Raw genomic sequence first — 26,940 nt, 5'->3', positions numbered from 1 at the left:
AGATGGGCGGGTTTTCCACAGGCCCTCCGGCGAGGCTTCGCCGCGGCTTCCCTCCTTCCTAGCCTCCGAGCGGGCGCTGCGCTGACGGCGGCGCCGGAGCGAGGGCGGGAGGCACGGGTGACGGTCGGCGAGGGATCACTGGCTCCGGTGCGCTGGCGTGGGTTGCCCCGCGGCGGGACGCTGCTCCGGGTGGCGCTCGTCGCGGCGCTGCTCGGCCTGGCCGCCGCCGTCCTGGGCACGCCGTCCGGGTGCCCGCCCGGGACGACACCGGCCGCTCCCGGCCCGTCCCCATCGGCCGGCCCTACCGTCGGCCCGAGCGCCGCGGGGCCGGGGTCGCGCGGCGGCGCGTTGCCGCTGCCCGACGGGGCGGTGGGCGTACCGGTCCGGCTGGCCGAGCCGGCCGCGCTCGCGGTGCTCCGCCCGGGCGCCCGGGTCGACCTGCTGGTCGTACCGGCCGGCGGGGCGGCCGGCGAGGCTGTCCTGCTCGCCGCCCGGGCGCTGGTGCTCGACGTGGTGGGCGCGGACACGGTCGACGGCTCGTCGGCGCTCTACCTGGCGCTCCGGCCCGAGCAGGCGCAGCGCGCGGTCGGGCTGCCCGAGGGAAGCCGGTTCGCCGTGGTCGTGCGGGGGTGAATCCGCCCGGACCGGCGGTCAGTCCCAGTGCGGCGGACGCTCCGCCAGCAGCCAGTCGTCGTTGCCGCCGGCCCGCTCGCCCCAGCCGCGGTCGGTGTCGTCCGCCGTCTGCTCGGGCAGCACCACGAAGTCGTCGCTGAGGTCGACCGTTCGGTCGTCGTCGCCGCGCGTGCCCGGCACGCCGGGTTCCTGGGTGCTCACGAGCGGCAAGGATACCGCCGCCCGGACCCGACCTCGCGCAGGCGGCAGCCGGCGACCCGGGACGGACCGGCGCCGAACCGTCCTCGGGAAGCCGGACCGGCGCCCTCTCTGGGTGCCCGGACCGGCAGTCGCCCACCGTCGAAGCCAGACCGGCCCCACCCGCAGGGAGGCCGGACGGCGCCCCCTACCCGCAACGAAGCCGGACCGGCACCTGCGTCCAGGGAAGCTCCCGTCGCGTCGGGCGGCCGGCCGGCCGAGCCGTTGGTAGCGTCGGTCGGCGTGACGACGCCGAGCGGGGCCAGCCCTGAAGACGACTACTGGCGACGCCCGCCGGACCAGTCCCCACCGGACGGCACAGTCCAGCCGGCCGAGGGACCGGGTGCCGGCGGGCCGGCATCCGGGGCGGACGTCGGCGGGCCCGGCGCGGGAGCGAGGCAGAGCGGGTACTCCGGTCCCCCGCCGACCACGCCACCGCCGCCCGGCTGGCGGCCGCCGATACACGTGCAGGTGCCGCCGCCGCGCCAGCTCCCACCGCAGGACATGGCCGGCCTGGACCAGGGCGAGCAGCGGGCCCAGCGGCTCACCTACGGCTTCGGGGCGGTGGCCGCGGTGGTGCTGGTCCTGCTGACCTGCCTGCTCTGCTCCCGGGTGATCTTCTGACCCCGACGAGCCGCCGTCAGACGATGTTGCTCCAGACCATCTTCGCCCCGCTGTCCCCGGTCAGATAGACGTACACCAGCGCGAACACCGCGAGGACGGCGACCACCCCGGTAGCCACCCAAACCAGCCACGACGGCAGCCCGCGCACCCGTTCCAGTCCGCTGGTCAAGAGCAGCAGCAGGAGGGCCGCCACGGCGAGGCCGACGGTGATCCAGAGCAGGGTGTCGCCGTACTCGGAATGCTCGCGGATCTTCTCCAGGCCCTCCGGCGGGTAACCCCGGCTCCGGAGCACCTCCTCCAGCTCCTCGCCGGACTCGGTGGCCACGTAGGCGACGGTCGGGGTCAGCACGGCGAGGACGGCAACCGCCCAGCCGAAGCGGGACCGCCAGCGGGGCAGCAGCCCGTACCCGACGGTGAGCAGCGCCAGCAGCGGCACCAGCACCACGACCGCGTGGATCACCAGGACGTGACCCGGTAGACCATTGACTTCCCTGAACACCGACACCTCCGGCGAGTGGACGGGTACCGCGGGCGATCAGCGTACGACTCGGTGATGGCCATCGCTGTTTCTCATTCGGGTACACGCGGGACCCGGGGTCGCGGTTCACCGGGCACCTGGTCCGCCTGCTCGCTGTGGCCCGGGCCACCCCCGTCGCGGCTCGCTTGTCGCCCCGATGGACGCGTGCTGTCATTACGTCATGTCCACTGGTGAGGAGCTGCTCCGGTCGAGGGGCCTGCGGGTGACCCGACCGCGCCTCGCCGTGCTGGACGTCCTCGCCGGCGGCGGCCACCTGGAGGTCGACGAGATCACCCGGCGGGTCCGCGCGCGGCTGGACTCGGTCTCGACGCAGGCGGTCTACGACGTGCTCGGCGCGCTGTCCCGGGCCGGGCTGTCCCGCCGGATCGAGCCGGCGGGCAGTCCCGCCCGGTACGAGGCCCGGGCCGGGGACAACCACCACCACGTGGTCTGCCGGGGCTGCGGCGAGATCGCCGACGTCGACTGCGCCACCGGCAGCGCCCCCTGCCTCGACCCGAACACCGCACACGGCTTCGAGGTCGACGAGGCGGAAGTGACCTTCTGGGGCCTCTGCCCCACCTGCCAGGCGCGCCGCTCCGCCGACGACTGAGGTCGCCCGGGCAGGTCCCCGCACCAACAGGCGCAAGCGTGGCACTCTTGGTCGGTGGACTCCGATGACCTCGGCCTGTTCGGTCCCGGATCGGTCACGTGGAAGGTGCACGAGGAGCCGATCCTGATCGTCGCCGGCCTGCGTTCGCTCTACCTGCAGGCGCTGCATCCCCGGGCGATGGCGGGGGTGGCGCAGAACAGCAGCTATCAGTCCGACGCCTGGGGTCGCCTGGTCCGCACCGCCACCTACGTGGCGACCACGGTCTACGGCACCACCGCCGACGCGGAGGCGGCCGGCCGCCGGTTGCGTACGTTGCACTCCCGGCTGCGGGCGCGCGACCCGTTCACCGGTGAGGAGTTCCAGATCGACGACCCGGAGCTGCTGCGCTGGGTGCACGTCACCGAGGTCGAGTCGTTCGTGAGCACCGCCCGCCGGGCCGGGCTGGCCCTGACCGACGCCGAGGTCGACGGCTACTACACCGAACAGCGGCGGGCGGCGGCCCTGGTCGGGCTGGACCCGGCGGACGTGCCGGGCACCGCCGCCGAGGTGGCCGACTACTACCGGCGGATCCGGGGCGACCTGCGGATGACCCGGGAGGCGGCCGAGACCGCCCTGTTCCTGACCGCCCCGCCGATCCCGTGGAGGCTCAGCCTGCCGGTCAAGCTCGGCCTGCACCTGGGCCCGCCCCGCTGGGCGTACCTGGGGATCGCCGGCACCGCGCTGGGGCTGCTGCCCGCCTGGGCGCGCCGGATGTACGGCGGCCTGGGTCTGCCCACGACCGCGCTCTCGGCGGACCTGAGCGTCCGCGCGCTCCGGCTCGCCCTCGCGGCGCTGCCCCGCCGCTACCGGGAGGGGCCATTGCAGCAGGCGGCGAAGGAGCGGGCGGCCCGACTCACCACCACCGACGCCGCCTGACCGGCCGGGGCCGGGCAGGTCGGTCGGTGGGTCACTCCTGCTCCACGGCGGGCTGGACGGCCCGCTCGACGGCCGCCCACGGATCCTTGCCCGGCGCCTGCGCCCCGGTCGGACAGCTGCGGCGGAAGTCGCACCAGCCGCAGCGCGGGCCGGGGGTGGTGGGAAAGGCGTCGTCCGGGTCGGTGCCCTCGGCGACCGCCCGCTCGGCGGCCATGATGTCCCGCGCGGTCTCCTCGGCGCGGGTGAGCTGCCGGGCCAGCGACTCCGGGGTGTGCTCGTGCGCGGCGACCGTGCCGGTGGGCAGGTGGTGCAGCTCGACCCGGCGGCAGGGACGGCGGAACACCCGCTCCGCCGCGTACGCGTAGAGGGCGAGGGCCTGCGAGCCGCGGGCGTCGTCGGCGTCCAGCCCGGTGCGGCCGGTCTTGTAGTCGACGATGACCAGCTCGGGACCGTCCTCCCCCGGGCGGGAGTCGATCCGGTCGGCGCGGCCGTTGAAGGCCAGCACCCCGGTCTTGACCGCCACCACCCGCTCGACGCCGACGGGCTCGTCACCGGGATCCAGGCCGGCGACGTACGCCTCCAGCCAGGCCAGCGCCCGGCGGTAGGCGTCCCGCTCCTGCTCGTCGTCCCGGTAACCCTCGCGCACCCAGGTGCCCCGGAGCAGGGTGGCCAGGGCCTCGGGTCGGCGGCGGTCGGGGGCGAGCGCGTACCAGTTCTTCAGGGCGGTGTGGACGCTGGCGCCGAGTGAGTTGTGCGCCCAGGGCGGCCCCTTCGGCGGCGCCGGACGGTCGACGTAGGAGTAACGGTAGCGGCGCGGGCAGTCCGCGTACGCCCCGAGCTTGCTCGGCGTGCAGACGAAGAGCCGCTCCGGCATGCCCTCGAAGCCGAGCTGCTCCGGCTGCTCGGCGCGGGGCCGGGGGGCCGGGCCGCCGGTGCCCGGTCGTCCGGTCGGGGAGGGTCGTCGCACGCCTGAGATCCTGCCACTCCGGTACGACAACCGGACGGGCGGCGGGCGGGGTGGGTCAGCTCATGGTGAGGTAGTGGGTCACGAAGGCGGCGATCGCGTCGGCGATGAGCTGCACCGCGATGGCGGCCAGCAGCAGGCCGGCGATGCGGGTCAGCACCTCGATCCCGCCCGGCCGGAGGATCTTGACGATCCCGCCGGAGAAGCGCAGCACGATCCAGACCGTGACCATCACCGCGACGATCGCGGCGGCGATGGCGGTGTAGTCCCCGAGCCCGCCGGCCCGCTGGACGAAGAGCATGGTGGCGACGATCGCGCCCGGCCCCGCCAGCAGCGGGGTGCCCAGCGGCACCAGCGCGATGTTGGACGTCACCTGCTGGCTGGGGTCGTCCGCCTTGCCGGTGAGCAGCTCCAGGGCGACCAGGATCAGCAGCAGCCCGCCCGCGGCCTGCAACGCCGGCAGGTCGACGTGCAGGTAGGCGAGGATTGTCTGGCCGGCCACCGCGAAGATCACGATCACCCCGAGGGCCAGCGCGACGGCCTGCCAGGCGGCGCGGTTCCGGTCCCGGGCGGGCAGCGGTCCGGTCAGGGCGAGGAAGATCGGCATCATGCCCGGCGGGTCGACGATCACCAACAGGGTCACGAAGACCTCGCCGAAGAGCTTGAGATCCACCCGGACACGGTAGCGGCGCCATCCAGGTGGATCAGCCCGAAGCGACCGGGGTCACCCCGGTGGCCGCGGCGACGATCCGCTCGTACGCCCCGGGATCCGTGGTGTACGCCCCGAGCCGCACCGTCTTGTGCGTGCCGTGGAAGTCCGACGAGCCGGTGACCAGCAGCCCCAGCTCGGCGGCGAGCCCGCGGACGTGGGCCCGCTCGGCGGGCGAGTGGTCCTCGTGGTCGGCCTCCAGGCCGGCCAACCCGGCCGCCGCCAGGTCGACGATCAGCTCGTCCGGCACGATCCGTCCCCGCCGGCTCGCCCGCGGGTGGGCGAAGACCGGTACGCCGCCGGCCGCCCGGACCAGCGCCAGCGCCCGGAAGACGTCGATGTCGTCCTTGGGCAGTCGGTACCGCTCCCCCAGCCAGTCGGGCCCGAACGCCTCGCTGGTGGTCGCCACCAGCCCGGCCCGGATCAGCGCCTGGGCGATGTGCGGGCGGCCCACCGTCCCGCCGGCCGCGCCGGCCAGGATCTCCGCCCAACTCACGTCGACGCCGTCGGCCCGCAGCAGCGCCACGATCCGCTCGCCGCGCACCTCCCGGGCCGCCCGTACCCGGGTCAGCTCGGCGACCAGCTCCGGCTCGGTCGGGTCGAAGAGGTAGGCGAGCAGGTGGAGCGGGATGGCCGGCTCGACGCCGTACCAGCGGCAGGAGATTTCGGCGCCGCGGACCAGGGTCAGGCGGGGCGGCAGCGCGCGCACCGCGGCGTCCCAGCCGGCGGTGGTGTCGTGATCGGTGAGGGCGACCACGTCGAGCCCGGCGTCGGCGGCGGCCCGGACCAGCTCGGCGGGACTGAGCGTGCCGTCGCTGGCGGTGGAATGGGTGTGCAGGTCGATCCGGGCGGCCATCCACCGACGCTACCGGTCGCCGCCGGCCCTCCGGTCGAGAGGGGGTCAGGAGGCGGGATCGCCGACCACGACCGGCCGATCGCCGGGCGGGACGCCGTCCACCGGCGTGCCGGCCGGCCGCTCGCTGGCGAGCACCCGCTCGACCCGCACCCGGACGAGCCGGCCGGCGGTGTCGACGTGCAGCGCGGTCAGGTTCGAGGTCCAGGCCACCACGCCGGCCACCGCGGGTCCGGCGACCCGGGCCGACACCGTCGCGTCGAGCGTGGCCAGGTCGATCAGGAGCGCGCCGTCACGCGCGCCGTTGGCCAGCAGCCACCGCCCGTCGGGCGAGACCCCGCCACGGCCGTCGGTGCCCAGCTCCGGGCCGCAGCCGGTACGCACCGGAGCCAGGCCGCGGGCCGGATCGAGCACGGCCAGACAGGTCCGACCGGGCGTACCGGCGGTGACCTGGCCGACGACCAGGCCGCCGGGCAGCACACCGTAGACGTTGCGCACACTCCGCTCGGTGGCCGTTGGCAGCCCGCCGGCCGACCGCCACCAGACGGTGAAGCCCTGCTCACCGGGCTGCCGGACCAGGACGGCATCGCCGGCGAAGCCGACCGGCACGGCACCGTCCACCACCGGCGTGCGGACGGTGGCGAGGAGCTGACCGGCGACCAGGCCGGCGGCGAGCAGGTCCGGGCCGTCGCGCCAGGCCACCTGCCGCCCGTCCGGGGCGAGCGCGACCGCGTCCGCGCCGGCCAGCAGCACCTGCGGCGCGCCGCCGTGGGGCGGCACCCACCAGAGGGTACGGCCGGCCGCGGAGGCGGCCGAGGTGACCAGCCAGCCCCCCTGGTCGGCGACGCGCTGCGCCCGGTCGACGGGGCCGACACCGGCCAGCTCCCGCCGGTCGCCCCCGCGGTCCTCGAGCCAGGAGCCGATGATCAGACCCAGCTCGGCCCGGACCGGACCCGCTGTGAGCGGCGTGGGCGCCGACGTGGTCGGCAGCGGCGACGCCGACAACCCGCGCGGGTCGCCGAGCACCACGGTCGGGGTGCCCTGGTGGCCCTGCCCGACGCCGAGCTGGGCCAAGCCGGTGGTGACCAGCACCGTGGCCGCCCCGGCGAGGGCGAGACCGGACAGGGCCCGCCGCCGGACCGTCCGGTTGGCGCGGCGGATGGCCGTGCCGGCCAGGTCGGCGGCCAGCGGAACCGGCGCGTCGACCCGGCGGACGAAGGTCTCCCGCAGCGCCCGTTCCAGCTCGTCCCGCGTCACGGCGAATGGACGCTCCGGACCCTCGATCTGGTTGTCGCTGCGCTGCCGGCTCATCAGGGCTCCGCCGGGACGGTGGAGGTGGACCGGGTGGCGGCCGGGCTGCCGGAGAGGGCGGCCGGCCGGGCCGCGGGCGGCGTCGCCGGCGCGGCCCGGGTCGGTGCCGTCGTGGGGGCCGGAACTCCGGCCGGGGCTCGGGTGGGGCCGGAGACCGTCGCGCGCCTCGAGGTCCCCGTCGGGTCCGGTGCCGGTCGGGGGCGCCCGACGGTACGCGACGCCGGCCGCGCGGGCGGGGCCTCCGACTCGGCCGGCAGGCCCAGCGCGGCCTGGGAGCCGAGCCGGCGACGCAGGGTGTTGAGCGCGCGGGAGGTCTGACTCTTCACGGTGCCCGGCGAGATCTCCAGCAGCGCGGCGGTCTGCGCCTCGGACATGTCCTCGTAGAAGCGGAGCACCAGCACGGCGCGCTGCCGGGCGGGCAGCGCGCTGAGGTGCCGCCAGAGCGCGTCCCGGTCGAGCTGCTGCTCGATCTCGTCAACGCCGGCCCGCTCGGGCAGCACGTCGGTGGGGCGTTCGCCGTGCCAGCGCCGCCGCCACCAACTGGTGGAGGTGTTGACCAGGACCCGGCGGGCGTACGGCTCGATGGCCTCGATCCCGCCGAGCCGCTTCCAGGCCAGGTAGGTCTTGGTCAGCGCGGTCTGGAGCAGGTCCTCGGCGGTGGCCCAGTCCCCGGCGAGCAGGTAGGCGGTACGCAGCAGGGCACCGGAGCGGGCCGCGACGAACTCGCGGAACTCCTCCTCCAGCGGATCACTGCTCGCCACCGTCACCTCCGCGCCCCATTCTCCATGGCAGGCTGCCATGGCCGGGCGGGTGGGGTCGACGGCAAATGGTGCGCAGTTCATCCGATGTTCGGACGGAAAGTTTCACGCCCCGTCATCGGCCTTGGCCTCGTCCGCCTCCTTGCCCAACCGCGCCTCGACCGCCTGCGGCTCGTACATCTCTTCGACCACACGCAGGTAGAGCTCGTTCGGGTTGGGCAGGTTCTTGATCTCGCGGAGCGCCTGCTCCTGACCGGCCGACTCCAGCACGAAGGTGCCGTAGTTGAGCGCTCGGCCGCTCGGGGTCTGCTCGTACTTCATGTCGGTGACGCGGACCAGCGGCATCATGGCGACCCGCCGGGTGATGATCCCGTTGACCACCATCACCCGCTTGTTGGTGAGGATGAAGCGGTCGTACCACCAGTCGGCGACCCGCCAGGCGACCCAGCCCATCACGGCGAACCAGAGCAGCACCGCGACGGTGGTCAGTGCGCCCACGTCCCGCCCGGCGAGGAAGCCGGAGAGGTAGCCGAGCACGAAGGTCGCCGCGATGCCGACGAGGATCGGCGTGGAGAGATGGATCCAGTGCCGCTTCCACTCGCCCCGGTAGCGCTCGGTGGGGAAGAGGTAGCGGGCCACCAGCGAGCTGGGCTCGTCCTCCAGCGGCAGCACCCGCCGGGGGGCCATGCCCTGGGCGTCGGCGCGCAACCCGGCCAGCTCGTCCTCGGAGATCTGCGGCGGCTGGTAGCCGGCCTCCGGGTCCCGGATCCAGGCCCGACCGGAGCGACCCTCGCCGGCGTAGCCCGGCCCGTCGCCGAAGCCGGCGTCGTCCGAAAGGGAGGGACCGTCGCCCAGGCCCGGGCCGGCGCCGTAGCCGGGACCGTCGTCGGGCCCGATGCGGGGGATCGGCTCGGTGTCGCGCTCCCGGCGTTCCCGGTCGGGATCGTCGGGGTCGAAGGGTGGACCGGAGGGGCTTCCCATCGGCGGCTAGGCGACGAGGCTGGTGAAGAAGTCGCCGAAGCCCTGGGCAATGTCCATGATGCCGCCGCCGAGCGACTTGGCAACGTCCGCGGCGGAGTTCGGGCGGTAGGCGATGAAGAAGATCAAGAATGCGACCAGGGCCCAGGTGAGGACCTTCTTGACCATGGCGGGCCATCCTCTCGCGCGGCGCCGGGTCCGTTTACCGCAGTGGCACCCAGAGTATCAGCATGGTGTCGTACAGTGAATATCTGCGTTCTTGCTCCGACTCGCCCGGACCGGCCGGTCAGGCCGCTCCGTGCAGGTACGGAGATGGTGCGCCGTACACGAGTTCAGGCGGAGTCCACTCGGTGAGGTCGTGCAGCACGACATCTTCCGCGAGGAGGTGACCCGCACTCGCCGGCCAGGCTATCGCATGCAGCCACATACCCCGAGCCTCGCCGGCGTACGCACTTCGATCTGTCGGGGAATTCACCAGCCACAGTGGAGTGGGATGGCCACCCACCCGGATCTTGGCGTGCGGCAGGCGTTCGGCGTGACCGGGACCGGGATCGGTCAGCGCGGCCGCCAGCTCCGGTCCCGGGTCTGGACCCGGCACGGCGGCGAACCGGGTGCCGAGGCCGACGCCCGGCTCCTCGGCCACGAAGAGCAGGTCGGCCGGTCCACCGTCGAGCGGGGCCGGACCGGCGCAGGCCACCGCCGTGGCGCGCACGCCGCTCCGCTCGTCCCCGGCCCAGGCCACCCCGGTCAGCGTCCAACCGGGTGGGAGGGGCCACGGACACCAGAGCGGGACGCCCGGCCGGTCGGTCTTGTCGGCGGCCGCCACCACCTGGTCGACCACGCTGGCCACGATCTCGGCGCCGATGTGCTCGGGCACGTGCAGCGGGGCCACCGGGCCGCACCGCAGGCAGCGGGACTCGCCGTGCATCAGGTCCGGCTCCCGCACCGGGCCCGCACATCTCGGACAACTCACCGCGACACTCACCTCCCCACCGTCGCCCGGCACCAGCGGCGCGTCAAGCGGAGCGGCCGGACCCGCCGTGGGATTTCCAGCAGATGGCGGAGCCAGCGAGGGGGATTCAGTCCGGCGGCGGGCCGGCGTGCGACCGGATCCACGCGTGCATGGCGATGCCGCTGGCCACCCCGGCGTTGATCGAGCGGGTCGAGCCGTACTGGGCAATGGAGAAGAGCTGGTCGCAGGCGGACCTGGCGGGGTCCGACAGGCCGGGCCCCTCCTGGCCGAAGAGGAGGACGCAGCGGCGCGGCAAAGTGGTGGTCTCCAGCGGCTTCGAGCCGGGCAGGTTGTCGATGCCGACGATCGGCAGCCGCCCCGCCGCCGCCCAGTCGACGAACTCCTCGATCGTCGCGTGGTGCCGGACGTGCTGGTAGCGGTCGGTCACCATGGCGCCCCGGCGGTTCCACCGCCGCCGGCCGACGATGTGCACCTCGGCGGCGAGGAAGGCGTTGGCGTTGCGGACGACCGTGCCGATGTTGAAGTCGTGCTGCCAGTTCTCGATGGCCACGTGGAAGTCATGCCGGCGCCGGTCCAGGTCGGCCACCACGGCCTCTCGCCGCCAGTACCGGTAGCGGTCGACGACGTTGCGCCGGTCGCCCTCGGCGAGCAGCTCCGAGTCGTAGCGCGGGTCGTCCGGCGGGTCGCCGGGCCACGGGCCCACACCCACGTCTAGCTGGTCACCGGTCACGGTTTCCAGAGGGTACGGCCTCCACCCCGCCGCCGCGCCGAGGGCTCCGCCTCGGTGACCACCCGGCGTCCGGTGTCGTCACCGCGCGGGGCCCCCGGCCGCTCCCCCATCACCTACGCTTCAGCGACGGACGGGGGTGCGGAATGAGCGCACGGGGACGACGGATCGTGGCGGCGGTCCTGCTCGCGGGCCTGGCGCCAGCGGGTTGCGGCCCGGCCACCGACTCGACCGGGCCGGGTGGCGGGTCGACGACGGCCACCGCCGGCCCGTCGGGACAGGCCGCCCCCACCGCCACCGGGCCGACCCCCGGCCCGTGGCCGAATCCGAGCGCCCGGCCGGTGGACCGGGCGCTGCGCACGGGCATGCGGATCGGCGACGACGAGCTGATGCTCAGCCCGTCCACCCGCCTCATCGTCGACCTCGCCTGGTTCGACACCCGCACCGGCCGCTACCACTCCCTGCCCGAGGACGAGAACTTCCGCTCGGCCCGCGGCGAAGGCGGCCCCCTGCCGTTCTTCGAGGTACGCGAGCGGCCCGCCCCGGACGGCCGGCTGATCACCTTCGGGTTCGCCTCGGCCCGGGTGGCGCGGGCGACCATCACCCAGCCGGGCTACCCGACGACCACCCTCACCGTGGCGCCGTGGGGCCGTGGGGATGTCGACACGAGCCTGTTCTGGGCGGCGCGGCCGGGCCGGTCCCTGGCCGCGGACCTGCCCGCCGAGCAGCGGGCCGTCTGCACGCTCTACGACCCGGCGGGACGGGTGCTCGCCCGGCTGGTGCTGACCGAGGCGAAGTCTGTGCAGAAGGGCGGCTGAGAGCGGCGGCCCGGTCCGGGGTCGGGGCGGCTCAGCGCAGCCCCAGCGCGCCGCCGAGCCGGTCGAGCAGGCGCCGGTCGGCCGGGCTCCACCCGCCGCCGGCGGCCCGGCAGACCCGCGCCGCGACCGACTCCACCCACTGCCGGTACGCCGCCGAGTCGGCCGGGTCAGCCCGGCGTTCCAGCACGCGTACCGCCGTCCGGCAGGCCGCCAGCAGGTCGACCACGTCGGTGAGCCGCTCGACCCCGGTCGAGTTCCCGTCGTGGCGGGCGTAGATCGCGGTGACCACGGCCCGGACCAGATCGCTGTCGGAGACGCGGCCAGCGGCCACGGCGTCCAGACCGGCGAGCCCGGCGGCGACCCCGCGGGGCGGGCGTCCGGGGCCGGGCGAGGCGGCGGCGACGAGGACCCGGCCCGGCAGGCCGGTCAACAGGTCCCACTCCGCCGTGGAATAGACGGCGGTGGTCAGCGGTGCGGCACGGCGTCCGGCAGAGGGCGGCTCTCCGGCGACGGAGTGGCTCATGGGGACCTCCGGCGCCAGCATATGCCCCGGATCTGGAGAAAAGACCCCTTCCCTGGCAGACGTGCCGGGGAAGGGGTCCTTCGGGCTGCGGGAACGGGGTCAGCGCGGCTCGGGGAAGCTCGGTCGCTCCGGGTCGACGCCCTCGGGCAGGGCGGCGGCCGCGTACTCCCGCTTGGGGACCATCACCTTGCGCCGGAAGACGCAGACCAGCGTGCCGTCCTGGTTGTAGCCGCGGGTCTCCACCGCGACCACCCCGCGGTCCGGCTTGGAGGAGGACTCCCGCTTGTCCAGCACGGTCGTCTCGCCGTAGATGGTGTCCCCGTGGAAGGTGGGGGCCACGTGCCGCAGCGATTCGATCTCGAGGTTGGCGATCGCCTTGCCGCTGACGTCCGGCACGGACATGCCGAGGAGCAGCGAGTAGATGTAGTTGCCGACCACCACGTTGCGCTTGAACTGGCTCGCCGACTCGGCGTAGTGGGCGTCCATGTGCAGCGGGTGGTGGTTCATGGTGAGCAGGCAGAAGAGGTGGTCGTCGTACTCGGTGACCGTCTTGCCCGGCCAGTGCCGGTAGACCGCGCCGACCTCGAACTCCTCGTAGTAGCGGCCGAACTGCATCCTTGTCCCCTTCGACGGGCGGCGATGGAGTTCGGGACAGCATGCCTTACCGCTGGTTAAGGCGAGGACCGGGGCGCCGGCCGTGCGGAAATGTCACACCGGCCACAATCGGGAGGAGACGCAATGAGCGGCGGGGCCCTCCCCGGCACCCGCCGCCCACGCTCTGATGCGAAGGATTCTGCCGTACGCCGGTGCCAACCGGACAGAGACGGACGTCACATTTATCCTTTTGTAACACTACAGAGGGTTACCACGCCCCCCTGGTGAGGCGATCTCTGCGGGTGGAATCACTCCTTGTCAAGGCCGAAGTTACCGATTCGTAGCGCTCGATCGGGTGGATCTCTTTGGGAACGCTCCCATCACGGCTCGTCACGCAAATGCGTCGTGCACTTGCGTTCCGCACTCGGGTACCCACAGACCGGGTTCGATGGTTCTGTACGTCACCCCGCGGTCACGGGGTGTTTCGACGCGGCCCGGCCGGGAATTCAAAGCCACCCGTCCCGGTTTCAGGGGTCGTAGGTAATCCGCGCTGATCGGAGAGTGCAATGGCAACGGTTGAGCTGACCACGGCCAACTTCGACGAGGTGACCGAGCGCGACGGCATCGTGCTGCTCGACTTCTGGGCGGACTGGTGCGGTCCGTGCAAGCGGTTCGCCCCCGTCTACGAGCGCTCCTCGGAGAAGCACCCGGAAATCGTCTTCGGCAAGGTCGACACCGAGGCGCAGCAGGAGCTGGGCGCCAAGTTCAACATCCGGTCCATCCCGACCGTGATGGCGATCAAGGACGGCGTGATCGTCTACGCCCAGCCGGGGGCCCTGCCGGAGTCCGCCCTGGAGAACCTGATCGAGCAGGTCGAGAAGCTCGACATGGAAGAGGTCCGCCAGCAGATGGGCGACCACGAGCACAAGCACTGAGCCGCACCGCTCCGGCCCGGCCGGGTCCCCGCACGGGGGCCCGGCCGCCGCCGTCTTCAGGCGGTCCCACCCGGGGTCTCGGCCACCGACTCGGCCCACGAGGAGTAGACGACGGAAGGACACCATCCGGGGGGCGAGATCCCGTATCGTCCCGAAACGATGGAGACCTTGACCCCCCGTAGACGCGTGGTTCGACTGTGCGTGACCGCGCTCGGGCTGGCGCTGCTCCTCCTCGGCACCGTCCGGGGCACCGACGACGACTTCCCGTTCGGGCCGTTCCGGATGTACTCGACGTCCGACCCGCCGGACGCCCCCGCCCCGGACACCCGGGTCGAGGGCGTCGACCGCACCGGCGCGGTGGTCGAGCTGGGCCAGGACGCCACCGGCATCCGCCGCGCGGAGATCGAGGGCCAGCAGGGCCGGTACGCCGCCGACCCCGCGCTGCTGCGCCAGGTCGCCGACGCGTACGCCGAACGCCACCCCACCGCCCCCGCGCTGGTGGAGGTGCGGATCGTGGTCCGCTGGTACGGCATCCGCGACGGCCGCCCGACCGGCCGGTGGACCGACGAGACCGCCGTCCGCTGGCAGGCCACCCGATGACCGGCTGGCTGACCGAGGCCGTCCCGCGGGGGCGGGTGGCCGCCTTCCGGACCCTGGTCTACCTCTTCGTCGCCGCCGACCTGGTCGTCTTCACCCCCTGGGTACGCACCCGCGTCGACGTACCCGGCGACCTGTACCAACCGCTGCTGATCGGCCGGCTGCTCCCGCTGCCCACCCCGACCCCGGCGCTGGTCGGCGTGATCTTCTGGGCGCTGCTGGCGCTGTCCCTGCTCGCCGCCACCGGACGGGCACCCCGGCTGCTCGGCTGGGCGGTCTTCGCGCTCTACTTCGAGTGGATGATCGTCGCGATGAGCTACGGCAAGGTCGACCACGACCGGGTCGGTCTGCTCGTCGCGCTCGCCGCGCTCCCCACGGCCGGGCGGGCCCGGCACGGCGATCCCACCCGTACCGAGGCGGGCGGCTGGGCCCTGCGGGTCACCCAGATCGCCGTGATCTGCACGTACTTCCTGGCGGCCTGGGCCAAGATCCGCTTCGGCGGCCTGGACTGGGCGACCGGCTCGGTGCTCGCCCGGGCGATCATCCGCCGGGGCACCGACCTGGCCGACCTGGTCGCCCAGGTGCCGCACCTGCTGATCGTCGCCCAGTTCGGCATCCTCGCCTTCGAGCTGCTCAGTCCGATGGTGTTCGTGCTGCCCGCCCGGTGGCGGCCGGCGGCGGTGGGCTTCTTCTACTCGTTCCACCTGGTCACCGTCGCGACGATCACGATCTCGTTCGCGCCGCACCTGGTGGCGATGACCAGCTTCCTGCCGCTGGAGAAGGTCCGCCCGCTGGTGTGGGCAGGTCGTCTCCGGCACCGTGCGGCCCGCCCGGCCCTGTCGGCCGGCTCGGACAACGAGGCGGCCGGCCCGCCCGCCCTGACCGGCCCCGAGCCGGCGGTCGGACCAGCCACGCCGTAGCCCGTGCCGCGCGCCGCACCCGGATCGCGACCGCGGGGCCGGCCGGTCAGGAGCCGGTGGTGGGCCGGCCGGTCGGGCCGTAGAGGCGTTCGCGGGCCTCCTGGGGCAGCGAGCAGGCGGCGGTGCCGCCAGGCAGCCGGTGCCGGTTGCGGGCCACCCAGCGGTACGCCGGCCAGGCGGCCGCGCGTACCGGCGGGAGGCGCAGGCCGGCGCCCGCGAACCGCCAGAGCGGCGCGCTGTCGCCCAGCAGCCGGGCGATGGCGTCGGGGCCCGACGCGCGGGAGCCGTCGGCGCCGACCCACTGCACCGCCTCCTCGCACTCGGCCTCGGTCAGGCCGAGCGCGGCGAGGTCCGCGAACTGCCAGGGCAGCACGCGGGCACCGGTCGGAATCCGGCGCTCGATGAACTCGGCGCAGCGGCTGCAGAAGGCGCAGTCGCCGTCGTAGACGAAGGTCGACGTCTCCATGCCCCCATCCTCCACCCGTGGGCGGCAGGCCGGGCAGCGGTGTTCGGCGAGTCACTTGCGCATCGTTCGTACACGTGTTCGAATAGTGCCCATGCGCTGGGACAACCTCTCCGCTCCCCCGGATGAGGGGAATCCCGACGGGGCAGCGCCAGCGACTCCACCCCTGCCGCTGGCGCTCCCCGGCGCTATCGCCCGCACCTTCGACACCCCGGGGTTCGCCGGGATGACCTTCTACGAGGTGCAGGCCAAGTCGATCCTCAACCGGGTGCCCGGTCAGTCCCGCGTCCCGTTCGAGTGGACGATCAACCCGTACCGGGGCTGCAGTCATGCCTGCAAATACTGTTTTGCGAGAAACACTCACACCTACCTGGACCTGGATGCCGGGGCGGACTTCGACCGGAAGGTCATCGTCAAGGTCAACGCGGGTGAGCTGGTCCGGCGTGAGCTGGCGGCCCCACGCTGGCGCGGCGCGCACATCGCGATGGGCACCAACGTGGACTGCTACCAGCGGGCCGAGGGGCGCTACCGGCTGATGCCGCCGATCATTGAGGCGCTGCGCGACTTCGCCAACCCGTTCTCGATCCTCACCAAAGGCACACTGATCCTGCGGGACCTGCCGCTGCTGCGCCAAGCCGCCGAGGTCACCCGGGTCGGCGTCTCCTACTCGGTCGGCTTCGTCGACGAGGCGCTGTGGCGGGCGGTCGAGCCGGGCACCCCGAGCCCCCGGCGACGGCTGGACGCGGTCCGCGAGCTCACCGACGCCGGGTTCGAGGTGGGGGTGCTGATGGCACCGATCCTGCCCGGGCTCAGCGACGACGACGAGTCGATCGAGGCGACCGTGGCGGCGATCGCCGCCGCCGGAGCAACCAGCGTGACGCCCCTGGCCCTGCACCTGCGCCCCGGCGCCCGCGAGTGGTACGCGCACTGGCTGGCCCGCGAGTTCCCGCACCTGGTTCCCCGCTACCGCCAGCTCTATCAGGCGGGCGCCTACGCGCCGCAGGCGTACCAGCGGGAGCTGACCGCGCGGGTGCGGATCGCAGCCCGCCGGCACGGGCTGCACCGGGCCGAGGTCGGCGACAACCGACGGGTGGCCGCGCCGAGGACACCGGCTCCGGCCGGCGAGCAACTGTCCCTGCTCTAGGCCGTCGCCGCACGTCATCGCCCACGGTGAGGGCGTGGACCGAGCGGCGGAGCTACCCTCGGTTGATGCGCTCAGCACAGCAGATCCTCGCCGACTCCGCCGTAATCGCCGTCGTGGGCGCGTCCCGCGACCCGAGCAAGGCCGCACACAGCGTGCCGTTGCAGATGCAGCGATACGGCTGGCGGATCATCCCGGTGAACCCGACGGTGGACGAGCTCTTCGGCGAGAAGGCGTACCCGTCGCTGGCCGACATCCCGCACCCGGTCGACCTGGTCGACGTGTTCCGGCCCGCGCGGGACGCCGTGGACGTGGTCCGGCAGGCGGTGGCGATCGGCGCGCCGGCGGTGTGGTTGCAGCTCGGGATCTTCTCGACCGAGGCGCGGCGGATCGCGGAGGAGGCCGGCATCGACTACGTCGAGGACCGCTGCCTCGCCGTGGAACGGGCCACGGGGGGTCTGAGCCGGCTCGGCTGAGCCGACCAGCCCGCGGTGGCGGGCCGAACGGTGCGGCGACGACGGGACGATCCTGCACATCAGCGCCGGCAGGCCCGACTCAGGGCCGGACGGTGATGACCTCGTCCGGCGCCAGTTCCCGGACCACGATCACCCGACCGTCCGGGTTCGCCGCCAGCCGGAAGGCATCGCCCAGCTGCGGGCCGGGGCGGGCGCTGGACACGTCCGGCACCTCGACCAGGGGCACCTCTCGGGGCGACCGGCATCGGTAGTCGGCGCAGGTCCAGAGCACGAGGCGATGCGGCACCGACGGCTTCTCGCCGACGTACAGCGCCACGCCGGGCCGGCCGGCACGGATCGTCACGCCGTAGACGCCGCCGCCGGGCCGGTCGACGGTGCCGCTCAGGTCGTCGGTGCACCGGCCGCAGGGGTGCACGAGGCGGTCGAAGTGCAGGGGTGCCAGCTCGTCCTCGGTGGGCAGGCCGGGCGGTGCCGGGTTGGCCTGAAGCGCGAGCTGAGCGGCGCCGCAGGCCAGCGTGTCGCAGCGCGCCACCCAGACCATGGAACCGCCTCGCGGACGGTAGGCGACCACCGGCCGGCCGTTCCGGTCCACGCCGACGGACAGCTGGCGGTAGTAGCCGGTGGGCTCGTAGCCGAACTGAACCCGGACCACCCCGAGCCGGGTGACGGCCGGGGCCGCGCAGTCGAGGTCGCGGCAGCGGATGAGACGCAACCCCATGTCCCCCTGCCGCGACGGCCCCAGCCGTCGTGCCGAATCGCTGCGGGACTCGGCGACCGCGATGAGGAGCTGACCGTCGGGGGCGAGGGCCAGGGCGGCCACCCGCTCGGAGCCGAAGGCCGGGAGCGGGCCGCGGGCCCGGCGGCAGGTGCGCTGCGGGTCGCAGTAGGCCAGCCGGTCGACGGTCAGCGCGTACACCGAGCCGTCGGCGGCGATCGCGGTGCCCTCGGCGTCCAGCAGCGAGAAGGGCAGCTCCGTCCGCCGCGACGTGCGGCAGGTGTCGTCGGTGCAGTCGTGGATCGCGGACTGGCTGACCAGGACGGGGTGCCGGCCAGCCGGCCAGGCGAGGGCGGCCAGACTGCCGTACTGCGCCGGCTGGACGGAAAGCTCCGGCAGCCGCCGCGCCGCCACCCCGGCACCTGCCAGGAGCGTGGGCAGCAGCAGGGCGACGAGGCCGAGCACCAGCGCCGCCCAACCCGTCGGCCGCACCCGGTCGCCCACCGCCGACGGCGCCAGCACCGGCCGCGGCTGGGGAAGATTCCGGTACGCCAGCACGAACGTCCCCGCCTGGAGCGCTGCCAGCAAAACCAGGACCAGGTCCCGCACCAGCCACAGCCCCAGGCCGGGCAGGCTTCCCGTCACCAGCGACCCGGCCTCGGCCCACGCCCAACCGGTGAGCACCGCCGGGCCGAGCACCCCGACCAGGAGCAGGATCGCGATGCGGACCATGTGCCGGCCCACCCCCGAGAATGCCGCCCGGAGGGCAGCCATCCCGCGCAGGTCCTCGAAGACCGCGATCGGCAGCACGAGGGCGAGCCGGACGAGGAGCAGGGTCAGCGGCACGGCGAGCAGCACGACGACACCCCAGATCAGCTCCAGGACGGCCGGCAGGAGAAGCCCGGTCAGCAGGAGGGCGACCAGCACCGCCGCGACACCGGCGGCCAGCGCGCCGCCGACCGTGGGCAGCAGCCGGAAGGCCCGTCGCACCGGACGGTCGGCGCCGCCCACGGCGGCCACCGCTGCGGTCACCGCCCAGGTCCACGCGACGGCGACGACCGCGGTCTCCAGCCACCCGGCGGGCGACAGGACGAGCACGCCGTTGATCACCCTCGGCGGGTCGACATCGGGGAACGGCACCAGCCGCCAGAGGGTCTGGAGCAGCGCGAGCGGCCCGAGCACCAGCAGCAGGTGCGGGAAGACGGAGCGGCGGGGCGGGGTGGGCACCGGGCGTACGGTACGGCCGGGGCGGCTCTGTCGCTGCCCCGCCGGGGACGACGGCGGTGGCGGATCCGCCGTACCCTACGGCCGTGTCCGACTCGGGGCCGGCCGGCGCGGCCGCGTATGTCTCCGGCGGTGGCCTCCAGGGCCGGCGGCTGCTGGCGCTGGCGGTGGCGGCGGTGGTCTTCGCCGCGGCCGCCGCGGTGCTGCTGCGCGGCCCGGAGTTCGACGTGGACGACGTGCAGTTGGTCGTCTGGTTGGCGACCGGGCTGCGGCTGGCGGAGCAGCGCTGGTGGCCCCGGCGGTCGGCCCGGTTGGTCTGGCGCCCTCAGGTGGTCGGCCGGTACGCCGTGGAGAGCGGCCTGGTGGCGCGGCGGTCGCTGGCGGGCTGGGTGGTGCTGCTGACGGAACTGGCCTGGGCGGTGCCGGTGGCGCTCGGGGCGATCTCGCTGCTCCCCGACGAGCCGGGGTGGGCCCGGAACGCCCGGGCCGTGCTGCTGGTCGGCGTCGCGGCGGTGCTGGGTCGGGTCGCCTACGGCGAGGCGCGGTTCACCGGCCGGCTGGCGCTGACCGCGAGCGGGGTCCGGCACCGGGACCGGCACTACCCGTGGTCGAACATCGACCGCGCGCGCCTGGCCGTGGTGGACGGCCGGGTGGACGGCGTCCGGCTGCGCCTGATCGTCCGCGGGTCGTTGGCGCCGGCTCCAGTGGTGGGCGGCCGCGGGGTGGCCGTCTCCGACGAGCGGCTGCTCGCCGCGATCGAGCACTTCCGCTGTCGGCCGGCGGCGCTGGCGGTGGGGCTGCCGGTCACCGCGCCGGAGCCGGCCGTCGCGCCGGCCGGCGGGTGACCGGCGCACCGGATCAGAGCTTGTACTCCTTGAGCAGGCCCCGGGAGATGATGGTCTTCTGGATCTCCGAGGTGCCCTCGCCGATGAGCAGGAACGGGGCCTCCCGCATCAGCCGCTCGATCTCGTACTCCTTGGAGTAGCCGTAGCCGCCGTGGATGCGGAACGCCTCCTGGACGACCTCGGCGCAGTACTCGGAGGCGAGCAGCTTGGCCATGCCGGCCTCGACGTCGTTGCGCTGGCCGGCGTCCTTGAGCCGGGCGGCGTTCACCATGAGGGCGTGCGCGGCTTCGATCTTGGTACCCATCTCGGCGAGCTTGAACGCGATGGCCTGGTGCTTGGCGAGCGGCTGGCCGAAGGTGCGGCGCTGTTGGGCGTACGCCACGGCCAACTCGAAGGCGCGGATGGAGATGCCGCAGGCGCGCGCGGCCACGTTGACCCGGCCCACCTCGATGCCGTCCATCATCTGGTAGAAGCCGCGGCCGACCTGGTCGGCGCCGCCGAGGACCGCCGAGTCGGGGACGCTCACCCCGTCGAGCACCATCTCGGTGGTCTCGACGCCCTTGTAGCCCATCTTGTCGATCTTGCCGGGGATGGTGAGGCCGGGGGCGGTCTCGCCGAAACCGGGCTCCTTCTCCAGCAGGAACGTACTCATGTTGCCGTAGACGGAGTCGGCGCCGGTGTCGGTCTTGACCAGGGTGGCGACCACCGAGGAGTACGCACCGTTGGTCAGCCACATCTTCTGGCCGTTGAGGACGAACCGGTCGCCGTCGCGGACCGCCCTGGACTTGATCGCCGAGACGTCGGAGCCGGTCTCCGGCTCGGACATCGAGAAGGCGCCGCGCACCTCCCCGGTGGCCATCTTCGGCAGCAGCCGGGCCTTCTGCTCCGCAGAGCCGTGCTGGGAGATCAGGTACGCCACGATGAAGTGGGTGTTGACGATGCCGGAGATCGACATCCAGCCCCGCGACAGCTCCTCGACCACCAGGGCGTACGTCAGCAGGGACTCGCCGAGCCCGCCGTACTCCTCGTCGATGGTCAGGCCGAACAGGCCCATCTCGCGCATCCCGTCGAGGATGTCGGTGGGGTACTCGTCGGCGTGCTCCAGCCGCTGGGCGTGCGGAATGATCTCCTTGTCGGCGAACTCCCGGACGGTTTCCAGGATCGACCGCTGCACATCGGTCAGGCCGGGCGTCTGGGCGAGTCGAGCCATCTCAGCCTCCGGGGGATCGGCGCATTACTCGTGGGTAACTGAACGCTCGGTCAGTATCGGTCCCGCGACGGGCGAGGCCAAGGTGACCAGTCCACACAACCGCTGTGAAAAGGTTCACCGCTACGGGTAGCGTCCGCAAGAGAGCAGGCCGTTGAGCTGCGATGGAGGGGGCGAGCAGGCGTGACCCAACCACCACCCGGTGAGCCGGACCAGCCGCCGTCGCCCTACGAGCCACCGGCCTACGGCCAGCCCTCCTACGGCGAGCCGTACGGGCAGCAGCCGGGCCACCAGTCGCAGTGGGGGCAGCAACCGCCGTACGCCCCGCAGCCGCCCTACGGCCAGTACGGCCCGACGCCGGGCGAGGGCGGCGGCGGCACCAACGTGATGGCGGTCCTGTCGCTGGTCTTCGCCTTCATCTTCCCCCCGGCCGGGATCGTCCTCGGCCATCTGGCCAAGCGGCAGATCCAGCGCACCGGCGAGGAGGGCGGCCAGCTCGCCACCTGGGGACTGGTGCTCAGCTACCTCTTCACCGTGCTCGGGCTGCTCGTCTGCTGCGGGTGGATCGCCCTGGCCTTCTGGGCGAACTCCGACAACGGCGGCTCCTACAACTGACCGCCCTCAGCGGAACTGCGCCTCCCGGACGCTGTTGCCGCCGTCCACCACCAGCATCTGCCCGGTGATGTAGGAGGCGGCCGGCGAGCAGAGGAAGGCGATCGCCGCCGCCACCTCGTCCGGTGTGCCCGGTCGTCCGACCGGGGTGCCCAGCCCCTGCTTGATCTCGGCCATGGTCGAGGCCGCCGTGTAGATGGTGCCGGGCGCGACCGCGTTGACGGTCACCCCGTCGGCGATCATCTCCATCGCCAGCGCCCGGGTCAGCCCGACCACGCCGGCCTTCGCCGCCGCGTACGCGGCCTCGGTGGGCAGCGCGTTGACCGCGCCGGAGGTGGCCGCCAGGTTGACGATCCGGCCCCAGCCGCGCTCGGCCATCCCGCTGATGAACGCCCGGCTGCACAGGAACGCGGTGGTCAGGTTCCGGTCGATCTCGCCACGCCACTCGTCGTAGCTGAGCTGGGCCACCGGCCGCAGCACCTCCGGGCTGGCCCGGCTGGCCAGGCCGGCGTTGTTGACCAGCACCTCGACGTCGCCGAGCTGCTCGGCCACCGCGTCGGCGAGCGCGCCCACCTCCGACTCGTCGGTCAGGTCGGCCACGAAGCCGGTCACGCCCAGCTCGCCGGCACGCTCGTGGATCCGCCGGGTGGTGGAGACGATCGCCACCCGGGCGCCCAGGTCGGCCAGCCGGCGGGCGGTGGCGTACCCGATGCCGTCCGGACTGCCCGCCCCGGTGACCAGGGCGACCCGGCCGTCGAGGCGCATGGTCACCGGCTCGGCGAGCGGTGCCGGCTGGTCGGAGTCGGCGGAGTCCGCCGGGGCGGTGCCACGGCTGCGCCGGACCAGGCCCGGACGGCTCACGTCCCGTCTCGGTCGACCGCCACGCGCGTCAGTTGCCATGCCGCGATCCTGCCCGCTGTGGACCTTCCGGGCAACGCGGCACCCGGAAAGGGGTGCTCCGTTTTGCGTACGCCTGGCTACCCTGACGGCGCACCCGCATGTAACGGAGATGACCCTGATGAGCTATCCCCCGCCGTCCGGTGGTTGGCATGACCCGTCCGCGCCCGGCCCGCAGTCCACCCCGCCGGCCGATCCGACCCTCGCGATGGGCAGCCCGATCCCGAGCCAGCCGACCTCCGCCGACCCGTACGCGCCCGCCAACCCGTACGCCGGAATGCCGGGGCAGCCCACCGCCGACCCGTACGCCATGGGCGGCTATCCGCCGCCGGCCTACCCCGGCTACGGCTACCCCCCGGCCGCGGCGAGAACCAACACCATGGCCATCGTGGCGCTCGTGCTCTCGCTGGTCGGCATCGCCTCCTGCATCACCGCGCCGGTCGGCGCGATCCTCGGCCACGTCGCCCGCAAGCAGATCCGGGAGACCGGCGAGCAGGGCGAGGGGATGGCCAAGGCTGCCATCATCGTCGGCTGGATCCTCACCGGCCTGCTGGCGCTGCTGATCGCCTTCTACGTGGTCATCATCGTGATCGCGTTCGCCAACGGCGAGACGAGCAGCAGCGGCTACTGACGCGGAAGGGCCGTCCCGGCCGACCGGGACGGCCCTCGCCGTGCCGCACCGGGCGGCGTCCGTTCACTCCGCCGGCGGGGTGAAGGTCGACGTACGGGTCATCCCCGCCGCGCGCCCCTTGGCGGCGATCACCAGAGCCATCTTCCGGGACGCCTCGTCGATCATCTCGTCGCCGAGCATCACCGCGCCGAGCTTGCCGCCGGCCTCGGAGGTGTAGTGCTGGTACGCGTCGAGGATCAGCTCGGCGTGGTCGTAGTCGGCCTGGGCCGGCTGGTAGACCTCGTTCGCCGCGTCGATCTGGCCCGGGTGCAGCACCCACTTGCCGTCGAAGCCGAGCGCCGCCGAGCGCTTGGCCACCTCGCGGAACGCGTCGACGTCCCGGATCTGCAGGAACGGGCCGTCGATGGCCTGCTTGTCGTGCATCCGGGCGGCCATCAGGATCCGCATCAGGATGTAGTGGTACGGGTCGCCCGGGTAGTCCGGGATCAGCGCGCCGACCACTAGCGACTTCATGTTGATCGACGCCATGAAGTCGGCCGGCCCGAAGATGATGGTCTCCACCCGGGGCGAGGCGGCGGCGATGGCGGCGACGTTGACCAGCCCGGCGGCGTTCTCGATCTGCGCCTCGACGCCGATCCGGCCGACCTCGAGGCCGAGCGTCTTCTCGATCTGGGTCAGCGTCAGGTCCAGCCACTGCACCTGGGCGGCGTTCTGCACCTTCGGCAGCATGATGCAGTCCAGGTTCGCCCCGGCGCCCTCGACCACCTCGATGACGTCCCGGTAGGTCCACGGGGTGGTCAGGTCGTTCACCCGGACCACCCGGGTCTTGCCGGCCCAGTCGCCCTCGTTCAGGGCGGCGACGATGTTCTTCCGGGCGTCCGGCTTGGCCAGCGGGGCGACCGCGTCCTCCAGGTCCAGGAAGACCTGGTCGGCCGGCAGGCCCTGGGCCTTGCCGAGCATCTTGACGCTGGAGCCGGGTACCGCGAGGCAGGACCGGCGGGGGCGACCGACAGCGGCCATGGATGCGCTCCTTCCAGCGTCCGGCGGGCACGCCGACGCCACCTGAAATGAATGCCGAGAACTTAACGATCCCAAAGGGCGTTGTGACGCCACGGTAACCTCGTGCCGTGACCGGGGTGAATGGACCTGTGGAAGATCTCACTGAGCGTCGGACCGTGGTGGTGACCGGTGCCAGCTCCGGCATCGGCCTGGCCGCCGCCGTCGACCTGGCGCGCCGGGGCGACCGGGTGGTACTGGTCGGCCGCGACCCCGCCCGGCTCCAATCGGCCGGGGACCGGCTCCGCGAGTTCTCCGGCGAACGGCCGGAGCTGTTCCGCGCCGACTTCGCTGTCCTCGACGACGTCCGCGGGCTCGCCGAGCGGCTGCGCGAGGCGTACGACCGGATCGACGTACTGGCCGACAACGCCGGGGCGATCGTGCTCCAGCCGGTGACCACGGTCGACGGGTTCGAGCTCAGCATGCAGGCCAACCACCTGGCCCCGTTCCTGCTCAGCAACCTGCTCCGCGACCGGATCGGGCGGATGGTGGTGACCGCCTCCGGCGCCCACCGCAGCGGGGCGCTGGATCCGGACGACCTGAACGCCGCGCTGCGCCGGTACCGCCCGATGCGGGCGTACGGGACCAGCAAGCAGGCGAACATCCTCTTCACCGCCGAGGCGGCCCGGCGCTGGCCGGACGTGCCGGCGTACTCGTTCCACCCCGGGGTGGTGCGGACCCGGTTCGGCAACGAGAGCCGGCTGGTCGCCCTCGGCATGCGGCTGCTGCCGTTCCGCAGCCCGGAGAAGGGCGCGGAGACGCTGGTCTGGCTGGCCAACCAGGACCCGGCCCGGCTCATCGACGGCGGCTACTACCACGACCGGCGGCCGCGGCGGCCGCTGCCCAAGGCGGCCGACCCCCAGCTCGCCGCTCGGCTCTGGACGGCGAGCGCGAAGGCCGTCGGCATCGGCGGCTGACGGGTTTTCCGGTGGTGGAGCGGTCCGTCCCGCTGCGATACTCCGCCGCATGACGGGGACCCACACCGGTGCGCGGAGCACCGACACCGGCCGGCCGACGAGCGGTAGCGAGGTCGGCGGGCCGGCCGGGGAGCTGCGGGTGGGCGGCGAGGACGCGGAGCTGTCGGCCCGGCTCGAACGGGAGCTGACCGCGTTCAACAACGCAGCGACCGGCGCGGAGGACGAGGCCGACCTGTCGGTGCGGGTCACCGACCCGGACGGGGAACTGGTCGGCGGGTTGACCGGCTGGACCTGGGGTGGTCGCGCGGGCATCAACATGCTGTGGGTCCGCGCTGACCGCCGGCACCAGGGCTGGGGCGGCCGGATGCTGCGAGCCGCCGAGGAGGAGGCCCGGCGCCGGGGCTGCACGGAGCTCTCGCTGTCGTCGTTCTCCTTCCAGGCGCCGGGCTTCTACCGACGGCACGGCTACTCCGACACCGGCATCCGGGACGGCATCCCGGGCGGGCACGTCGACCGTCACTTCTGGAAGTCGCTGGTGCACGACCCGGCCGCCACGGTGCGGCTGGTCGCCCTGGTGGAGTTCGGCACCGACGCGGTCGAGGTCGGTCAGCGGTACGAGGAGACGGTGCTCGCCCTGCTCGGGCGGCACGGCGGGCGGCTGGAGCGGCGGCTGCGTACCGGCGACGGACGGAGCGAGGTGCACGTGATCCGGTTCGCCACCCGGGCCGGCTACGAGTCCTTCCTCGCCGACCCGGAACGGGCCGCGCTGCGTGCCGCACTCGGCGACGCCGCGACGGTCACCCGGGTGCTGGAGGTCACCGAGGTCTGACCGGCCTCTCTCCTTCACTTCATCACGCGGGGTCGGTGAGAACAAGACTTGATCTTGCTGATGGCGGGGCGCAGGCTCGTCAGCATGGACTTCGATCCCCTGTCCACCGCCCGGCGGGCACTCTGGATCGGCGGCGCGCAGTGGGCCGGCAAGACCACCCTCGCCGTCACCCTGGCCCTGCGATACGGGCTGACCGCGTACCTCTACGACCGGCACGACGCCCGGGCGCACGAGGACCGGCGGGTCGCCGAGCGGGTCCGGCGCGGGGGGCCGGCCACCGGCCCCGACCCGGACGCGGTCTGGGTACACACCGATCCCGGACGGATGGCCGCCGAGACGTTGGCCGGCTTCCCGCGCCGCTTCGAGTGGGTGCTGGACGACCTCAGCGCCCTGGTCACCGGCGGGCGGGTGGTCGCCGAGGGGTGGGGGCTGCGTCCGGAACTGGTCGCCCCGGTCGTCGAATCGACCGGGCAGATGGTGGTGCTGGTGCCGACGCCGGAGTTCCGGGCGTACCAGGCCGGGCGGCTGCCCCGGGCGACCGCGCGGCACCCGGGGGTCAGCGACCCGGAGGGCGCGCTGCGCAACCGGCTGGCCCGGGACGAGCTGGTTGCGGCGGACGCCGTCGCCCGGGCCGGGGGGCTGGGCGTACGGGTGATCGAGGTGGACTGCGGCCGGGACGCCGAGGCAGTCACCGGGCTGGTCGCGGAGCACTTCGCGGCGTACCTGTGAAT

The 26,940-nt window shown here is 73.7% G+C and carries 34 protein-coding genes; 16 read left to right on the top strand and 18 right to left on the bottom strand.

Translation table 11 applies throughout. From position 1 onward, the window contains the following. Window positions 1-117 precede the first annotated feature (117 nt). Window positions 118-633, top strand: coding sequence for a flagellar biosynthesis protein FlgA (locus I8N68_RS27125; RefSeq protein ID WP_200215330.1), 516 nt, complete (start codon window positions 118-120; stop codon window positions 631-633). An 18-nt stretch (window positions 634-651) separates the two neighbouring features. Here I8N68_RS27125 and I8N68_RS27120 read toward each other — a convergent pair whose 3' ends face one another. Beyond that, the gene (locus I8N68_RS27120) at window positions 652-834 is read right to left on the bottom strand and encodes a hypothetical protein (RefSeq protein WP_200215329.1); all 183 of its coding nucleotides are present in this window, start codon (window positions 832-834) and stop codon (window positions 652-654) included. A gap of 279 nt (window positions 835-1,113) precedes the next feature. On the opposite strand from I8N68_RS27120, the gene I8N68_RS27115 reads away from it, so the two are divergent. Next, window positions 1,114-1,494 carry a hypothetical protein gene (locus tag I8N68_RS27115; RefSeq protein WP_200215328.1) on the top strand — a complete coding sequence of 127 codons (381 nt, stop codon included), beginning with the start codon at window positions 1,114-1,116 and terminating at the stop codon, window positions 1,492-1,494. A 16-nt stretch (window positions 1,495-1,510) separates the two neighbouring features. On the opposite strand, the gene I8N68_RS27110 is transcribed toward I8N68_RS27115, so the two are convergent. Further along, window positions 1,511-1,993, bottom strand: a complete 483-nt coding sequence (locus I8N68_RS27110; RefSeq protein WP_200215327.1) for a DUF2231 domain-containing protein — start codon at window positions 1,991-1,993, stop codon at window positions 1,511-1,513. 199 nt (window positions 1,994-2,192) lie between these two features. On the opposite strand from I8N68_RS27110, the gene I8N68_RS27105 reads away from it, so the two are divergent. Together I8N68_RS27105 and I8N68_RS27100 are read left to right on the top strand one after the other, a co-directional pair. Next, the gene (locus I8N68_RS27105; RefSeq protein ID WP_200215326.1) at window positions 2,193-2,621 is read left to right on the top strand and encodes a Fur family transcriptional regulator; all 429 of its coding nucleotides are present in this window, start codon (window positions 2,193-2,195) and stop codon (window positions 2,619-2,621) included. Window positions 2,622-2,675: 54 nt separating this feature from the next. Further along, window positions 2,676-3,536: an oxygenase MpaB family protein gene (locus I8N68_RS27100; protein WP_200215325.1), complete on the top strand. Its 861-nt coding sequence runs from the start codon at window positions 2,676-2,678 to the stop codon at window positions 3,534-3,536. A 31-nt stretch (window positions 3,537-3,567) separates the two neighbouring features. Here I8N68_RS27100 and I8N68_RS27095 read toward each other — a convergent pair whose 3' ends face one another. The 9 genes from I8N68_RS27095 to I8N68_RS27055 all read right to left on the bottom strand — a co-directional run bounded on the left by I8N68_RS27095 (window position 3,568) and on the right by I8N68_RS27055 (window position 10,812). Next, on the bottom strand, window positions 3,568-4,410 hold the full coding sequence (locus I8N68_RS27095; RefSeq protein WP_234040683.1) for a RecB family exonuclease: 843 nt from the start codon (window positions 4,408-4,410) through the stop codon (window positions 3,568-3,570). 148 nt (window positions 4,411-4,558) lie between these two features. Continuing rightward, entirely contained in the window at window positions 4,559-5,173 is a 615-nt protein-coding gene (locus I8N68_RS27090) for a MarC family protein (RefSeq protein WP_200215323.1), read from the bottom strand. A 31-nt stretch (window positions 5,174-5,204) separates the two neighbouring features. Then, window positions 5,205-6,065 (bottom strand): PHP domain-containing protein, encoded by an 861-nt coding sequence (locus I8N68_RS27085; RefSeq protein WP_200215322.1) that lies wholly within the window; start codon window positions 6,063-6,065, stop codon window positions 5,205-5,207. 45 nt (window positions 6,066-6,110) lie between these two features. Beyond that, the gene (locus I8N68_RS27080; RefSeq protein WP_200215321.1) at window positions 6,111-7,373 is read right to left on the bottom strand and encodes a TolB-like translocation protein; all 1,263 of its coding nucleotides are present in this window, start codon (window positions 7,371-7,373) and stop codon (window positions 6,111-6,113) included. After that, window positions 7,373-8,134: a SigE family RNA polymerase sigma factor gene (locus tag I8N68_RS27075; RefSeq protein ID WP_200215320.1), complete on the bottom strand. Its 762-nt coding sequence runs from the start codon at window positions 8,132-8,134 to the stop codon at window positions 7,373-7,375. Before I8N68_RS27075 ends, I8N68_RS27080 begins: the two co-directional genes overlap by 1 nt. 102 nt (window positions 8,135-8,236) lie before the next feature. Further along, the gene (locus tag I8N68_RS27070) at window positions 8,237-9,112 is read right to left on the bottom strand and encodes a PH domain-containing protein (protein WP_200215319.1); all 876 of its coding nucleotides are present in this window, start codon (window positions 9,110-9,112) and stop codon (window positions 8,237-8,239) included. A gap of 6 nt (window positions 9,113-9,118) precedes the next feature. Further along, window positions 9,119-9,277, bottom strand: a complete 159-nt coding sequence (locus I8N68_RS27065; RefSeq protein ID WP_200215318.1) for a hypothetical protein — start codon at window positions 9,275-9,277, stop codon at window positions 9,119-9,121. A 118-nt stretch (window positions 9,278-9,395) separates the two neighbouring features. Continuing rightward, entirely contained in the window at window positions 9,396-10,082 is a 687-nt protein-coding gene (locus I8N68_RS27060; protein ID WP_372433861.1) for a DUF6758 family protein, read from the bottom strand. 106 nt (window positions 10,083-10,188) lie between these two features. After that, the gene (locus I8N68_RS27055) at window positions 10,189-10,812 is read right to left on the bottom strand and encodes a TrmH family RNA methyltransferase (RefSeq protein ID WP_200215317.1); all 624 of its coding nucleotides are present in this window, start codon (window positions 10,810-10,812) and stop codon (window positions 10,189-10,191) included. Between the two features lie 143 nt (window positions 10,813-10,955). On the opposite strand from I8N68_RS27055, the gene I8N68_RS27050 reads away from it, so the two are divergent. Then, window positions 10,956-11,627 (top strand): hypothetical protein, encoded by a 672-nt coding sequence (locus I8N68_RS27050; protein WP_200215316.1) that lies wholly within the window; start codon window positions 10,956-10,958, stop codon window positions 11,625-11,627. A gap of 31 nt (window positions 11,628-11,658) precedes the next feature. Here the strand turns inward: I8N68_RS27050 and I8N68_RS27045 are convergent, their stop codons facing one another. Together I8N68_RS27045 and I8N68_RS27040 are read right to left on the bottom strand one after the other, a co-directional pair. Then, window positions 11,659-12,150 (bottom strand): hypothetical protein, encoded by a 492-nt coding sequence (locus I8N68_RS27045; protein WP_200215315.1) that lies wholly within the window; start codon window positions 12,148-12,150, stop codon window positions 11,659-11,661. 99 nt (window positions 12,151-12,249) lie between these two features. Next, window positions 12,250-12,765, bottom strand: coding sequence for a MaoC family dehydratase (locus I8N68_RS27040; protein WP_154229831.1), 516 nt, complete (start codon window positions 12,763-12,765; stop codon window positions 12,250-12,252). Window positions 12,766-13,310: 545 nt separating this feature from the next. On the opposite strand from I8N68_RS27040, the gene trxA reads away from it, so the two are divergent. The 3 genes from trxA (at window position 13,311) to I8N68_RS27025 (ending at window position 15,196) form a co-directional block, all read left to right on the top strand. Next, a complete protein-coding gene (gene trxA, locus I8N68_RS27035; RefSeq protein ID WP_200215314.1) occupies window positions 13,311-13,679 on the top strand; it encodes a thioredoxin in 369 nt (122 codons plus the stop codon). A 186-nt stretch (window positions 13,680-13,865) separates the two neighbouring features. Continuing rightward, window positions 13,866-14,279 carry a hypothetical protein gene (locus tag I8N68_RS27030; protein ID WP_372433858.1) on the top strand — a complete coding sequence of 138 codons (414 nt, stop codon included), beginning with the start codon at window positions 13,866-13,868 and terminating at the stop codon, window positions 14,277-14,279. Further along, entirely contained in the window at window positions 14,276-15,196 is a 921-nt protein-coding gene (locus tag I8N68_RS27025) for an HTTM domain-containing protein (protein ID WP_200215312.1), read from the top strand. The genes I8N68_RS27030 and I8N68_RS27025 overlap by 4 nt, the downstream gene beginning before the upstream one ends. A 46-nt stretch (window positions 15,197-15,242) precedes the next feature. On the opposite strand, the gene I8N68_RS27020 is transcribed toward I8N68_RS27025, so the two are convergent. Further along, window positions 15,243-15,662: a thiol-disulfide oxidoreductase DCC family protein gene (locus I8N68_RS27020; protein ID WP_200215311.1), complete on the bottom strand. Its 420-nt coding sequence runs from the start codon at window positions 15,660-15,662 to the stop codon at window positions 15,243-15,245. Window positions 15,663-15,753: 91 nt separating this feature from the next. On the opposite strand from I8N68_RS27020, the gene I8N68_RS27015 reads away from it, so the two are divergent. Both I8N68_RS27015 and I8N68_RS27010 read left to right on the top strand, forming a co-directional pair. Further along, window positions 15,754-16,803 (top strand): Rv2578c family radical SAM protein, encoded by a 1,050-nt coding sequence (locus I8N68_RS27015; RefSeq protein WP_200215310.1) that lies wholly within the window; start codon window positions 15,754-15,756, stop codon window positions 16,801-16,803. A 65-nt stretch (window positions 16,804-16,868) separates the two neighbouring features. Next, window positions 16,869-17,276: a CoA-binding protein gene (locus I8N68_RS27010; protein ID WP_200215309.1), complete on the top strand. Its 408-nt coding sequence runs from the start codon at window positions 16,869-16,871 to the stop codon at window positions 17,274-17,276. 79 nt (window positions 17,277-17,355) lie between these two features. Here I8N68_RS27010 and I8N68_RS27005 read toward each other — a convergent pair whose 3' ends face one another. Beyond that, window positions 17,356-19,218, bottom strand: a complete 1,863-nt coding sequence (locus I8N68_RS27005) for a hypothetical protein (protein ID WP_200215308.1) — start codon at window positions 19,216-19,218, stop codon at window positions 17,356-17,358. Between the two features lie 83 nt (window positions 19,219-19,301). On the opposite strand from I8N68_RS27005, the gene I8N68_RS27000 reads away from it, so the two are divergent. Continuing rightward, window positions 19,302-20,060: a hypothetical protein gene (locus I8N68_RS27000; protein ID WP_200215307.1), complete on the top strand. Its 759-nt coding sequence runs from the start codon at window positions 19,302-19,304 to the stop codon at window positions 20,058-20,060. Between the two features lie 13 nt (window positions 20,061-20,073). Here the strand turns inward: I8N68_RS27000 and I8N68_RS26995 are convergent, their stop codons facing one another. Beyond that, entirely contained in the window at window positions 20,074-21,270 is a 1,197-nt protein-coding gene (locus I8N68_RS26995; protein ID WP_200215306.1) for an acyl-CoA dehydrogenase family protein, read from the bottom strand. Window positions 21,271-21,450: 180 nt separating this feature from the next. Between I8N68_RS26995 and I8N68_RS26990 the strand changes: the two genes are divergently transcribed. Next, window positions 21,451-21,882 (top strand): DUF4190 domain-containing protein, encoded by a 432-nt coding sequence (locus I8N68_RS26990; protein ID WP_200215305.1) that lies wholly within the window; start codon window positions 21,451-21,453, stop codon window positions 21,880-21,882. Between the two features lie 6 nt (window positions 21,883-21,888). On the opposite strand, the gene I8N68_RS26985 is transcribed toward I8N68_RS26990, so the two are convergent. After that, the gene (locus tag I8N68_RS26985) at window positions 21,889-22,779 is read right to left on the bottom strand and encodes an SDR family NAD(P)-dependent oxidoreductase (RefSeq protein ID WP_200215304.1); all 891 of its coding nucleotides are present in this window, start codon (window positions 22,777-22,779) and stop codon (window positions 21,889-21,891) included. A gap of 118 nt (window positions 22,780-22,897) precedes the next feature. Between I8N68_RS26985 and I8N68_RS26980 the strand changes: the two genes are divergently transcribed. Beyond that, window positions 22,898-23,407 carry a DUF4190 domain-containing protein gene (locus I8N68_RS26980; protein WP_200215303.1) on the top strand — a complete coding sequence of 170 codons (510 nt, stop codon included), beginning with the start codon at window positions 22,898-22,900 and terminating at the stop codon, window positions 23,405-23,407. Window positions 23,408-23,470: 63 nt separating this feature from the next. On the opposite strand, the gene I8N68_RS26975 is transcribed toward I8N68_RS26980, so the two are convergent. Next, window positions 23,471-24,427: an HpcH/HpaI aldolase/citrate lyase family protein gene (locus tag I8N68_RS26975; RefSeq protein ID WP_200215302.1), complete on the bottom strand. Its 957-nt coding sequence runs from the start codon at window positions 24,425-24,427 to the stop codon at window positions 23,471-23,473. A gap of 128 nt (window positions 24,428-24,555) precedes the next feature. Between I8N68_RS26975 and I8N68_RS26970 the strand changes: the two genes are divergently transcribed. The 3 genes from I8N68_RS26970 (at window position 24,556) to I8N68_RS33220 (ending at window position 26,938) form a co-directional block, all read left to right on the top strand. Then, window positions 24,556-25,380 (top strand): SDR family NAD(P)-dependent oxidoreductase, encoded by an 825-nt coding sequence (locus I8N68_RS26970; protein WP_200215301.1) that lies wholly within the window; start codon window positions 24,556-24,558, stop codon window positions 25,378-25,380. Between the two features lie 49 nt (window positions 25,381-25,429). After that, on the top strand, window positions 25,430-26,209 hold the full coding sequence (locus I8N68_RS26965; RefSeq protein WP_200215300.1) for a GNAT family N-acetyltransferase: 780 nt from the start codon (window positions 25,430-25,432) through the stop codon (window positions 26,207-26,209). A gap of 84 nt (window positions 26,210-26,293) precedes the next feature. After that, the gene (locus tag I8N68_RS33220) at window positions 26,294-26,938 is read left to right on the top strand and encodes a hypothetical protein (RefSeq protein WP_234040665.1); all 645 of its coding nucleotides are present in this window, start codon (window positions 26,294-26,296) and stop codon (window positions 26,936-26,938) included. The last annotated feature ends 2 nt before the right edge of the window (window positions 26,939-26,940 follow it).

This window comes from Micromonospora coerulea (assembly GCF_016598485.1).
GTDB lineage: Bacteria > Actinomycetota > Actinomycetes > Mycobacteriales > Micromonosporaceae > Micromonospora > Micromonospora coerulea.
The sequence above is the reverse complement of the archived record's forward strand: the minus strand, read 5'-3'. Positions and strand labels throughout refer to the sequence as shown.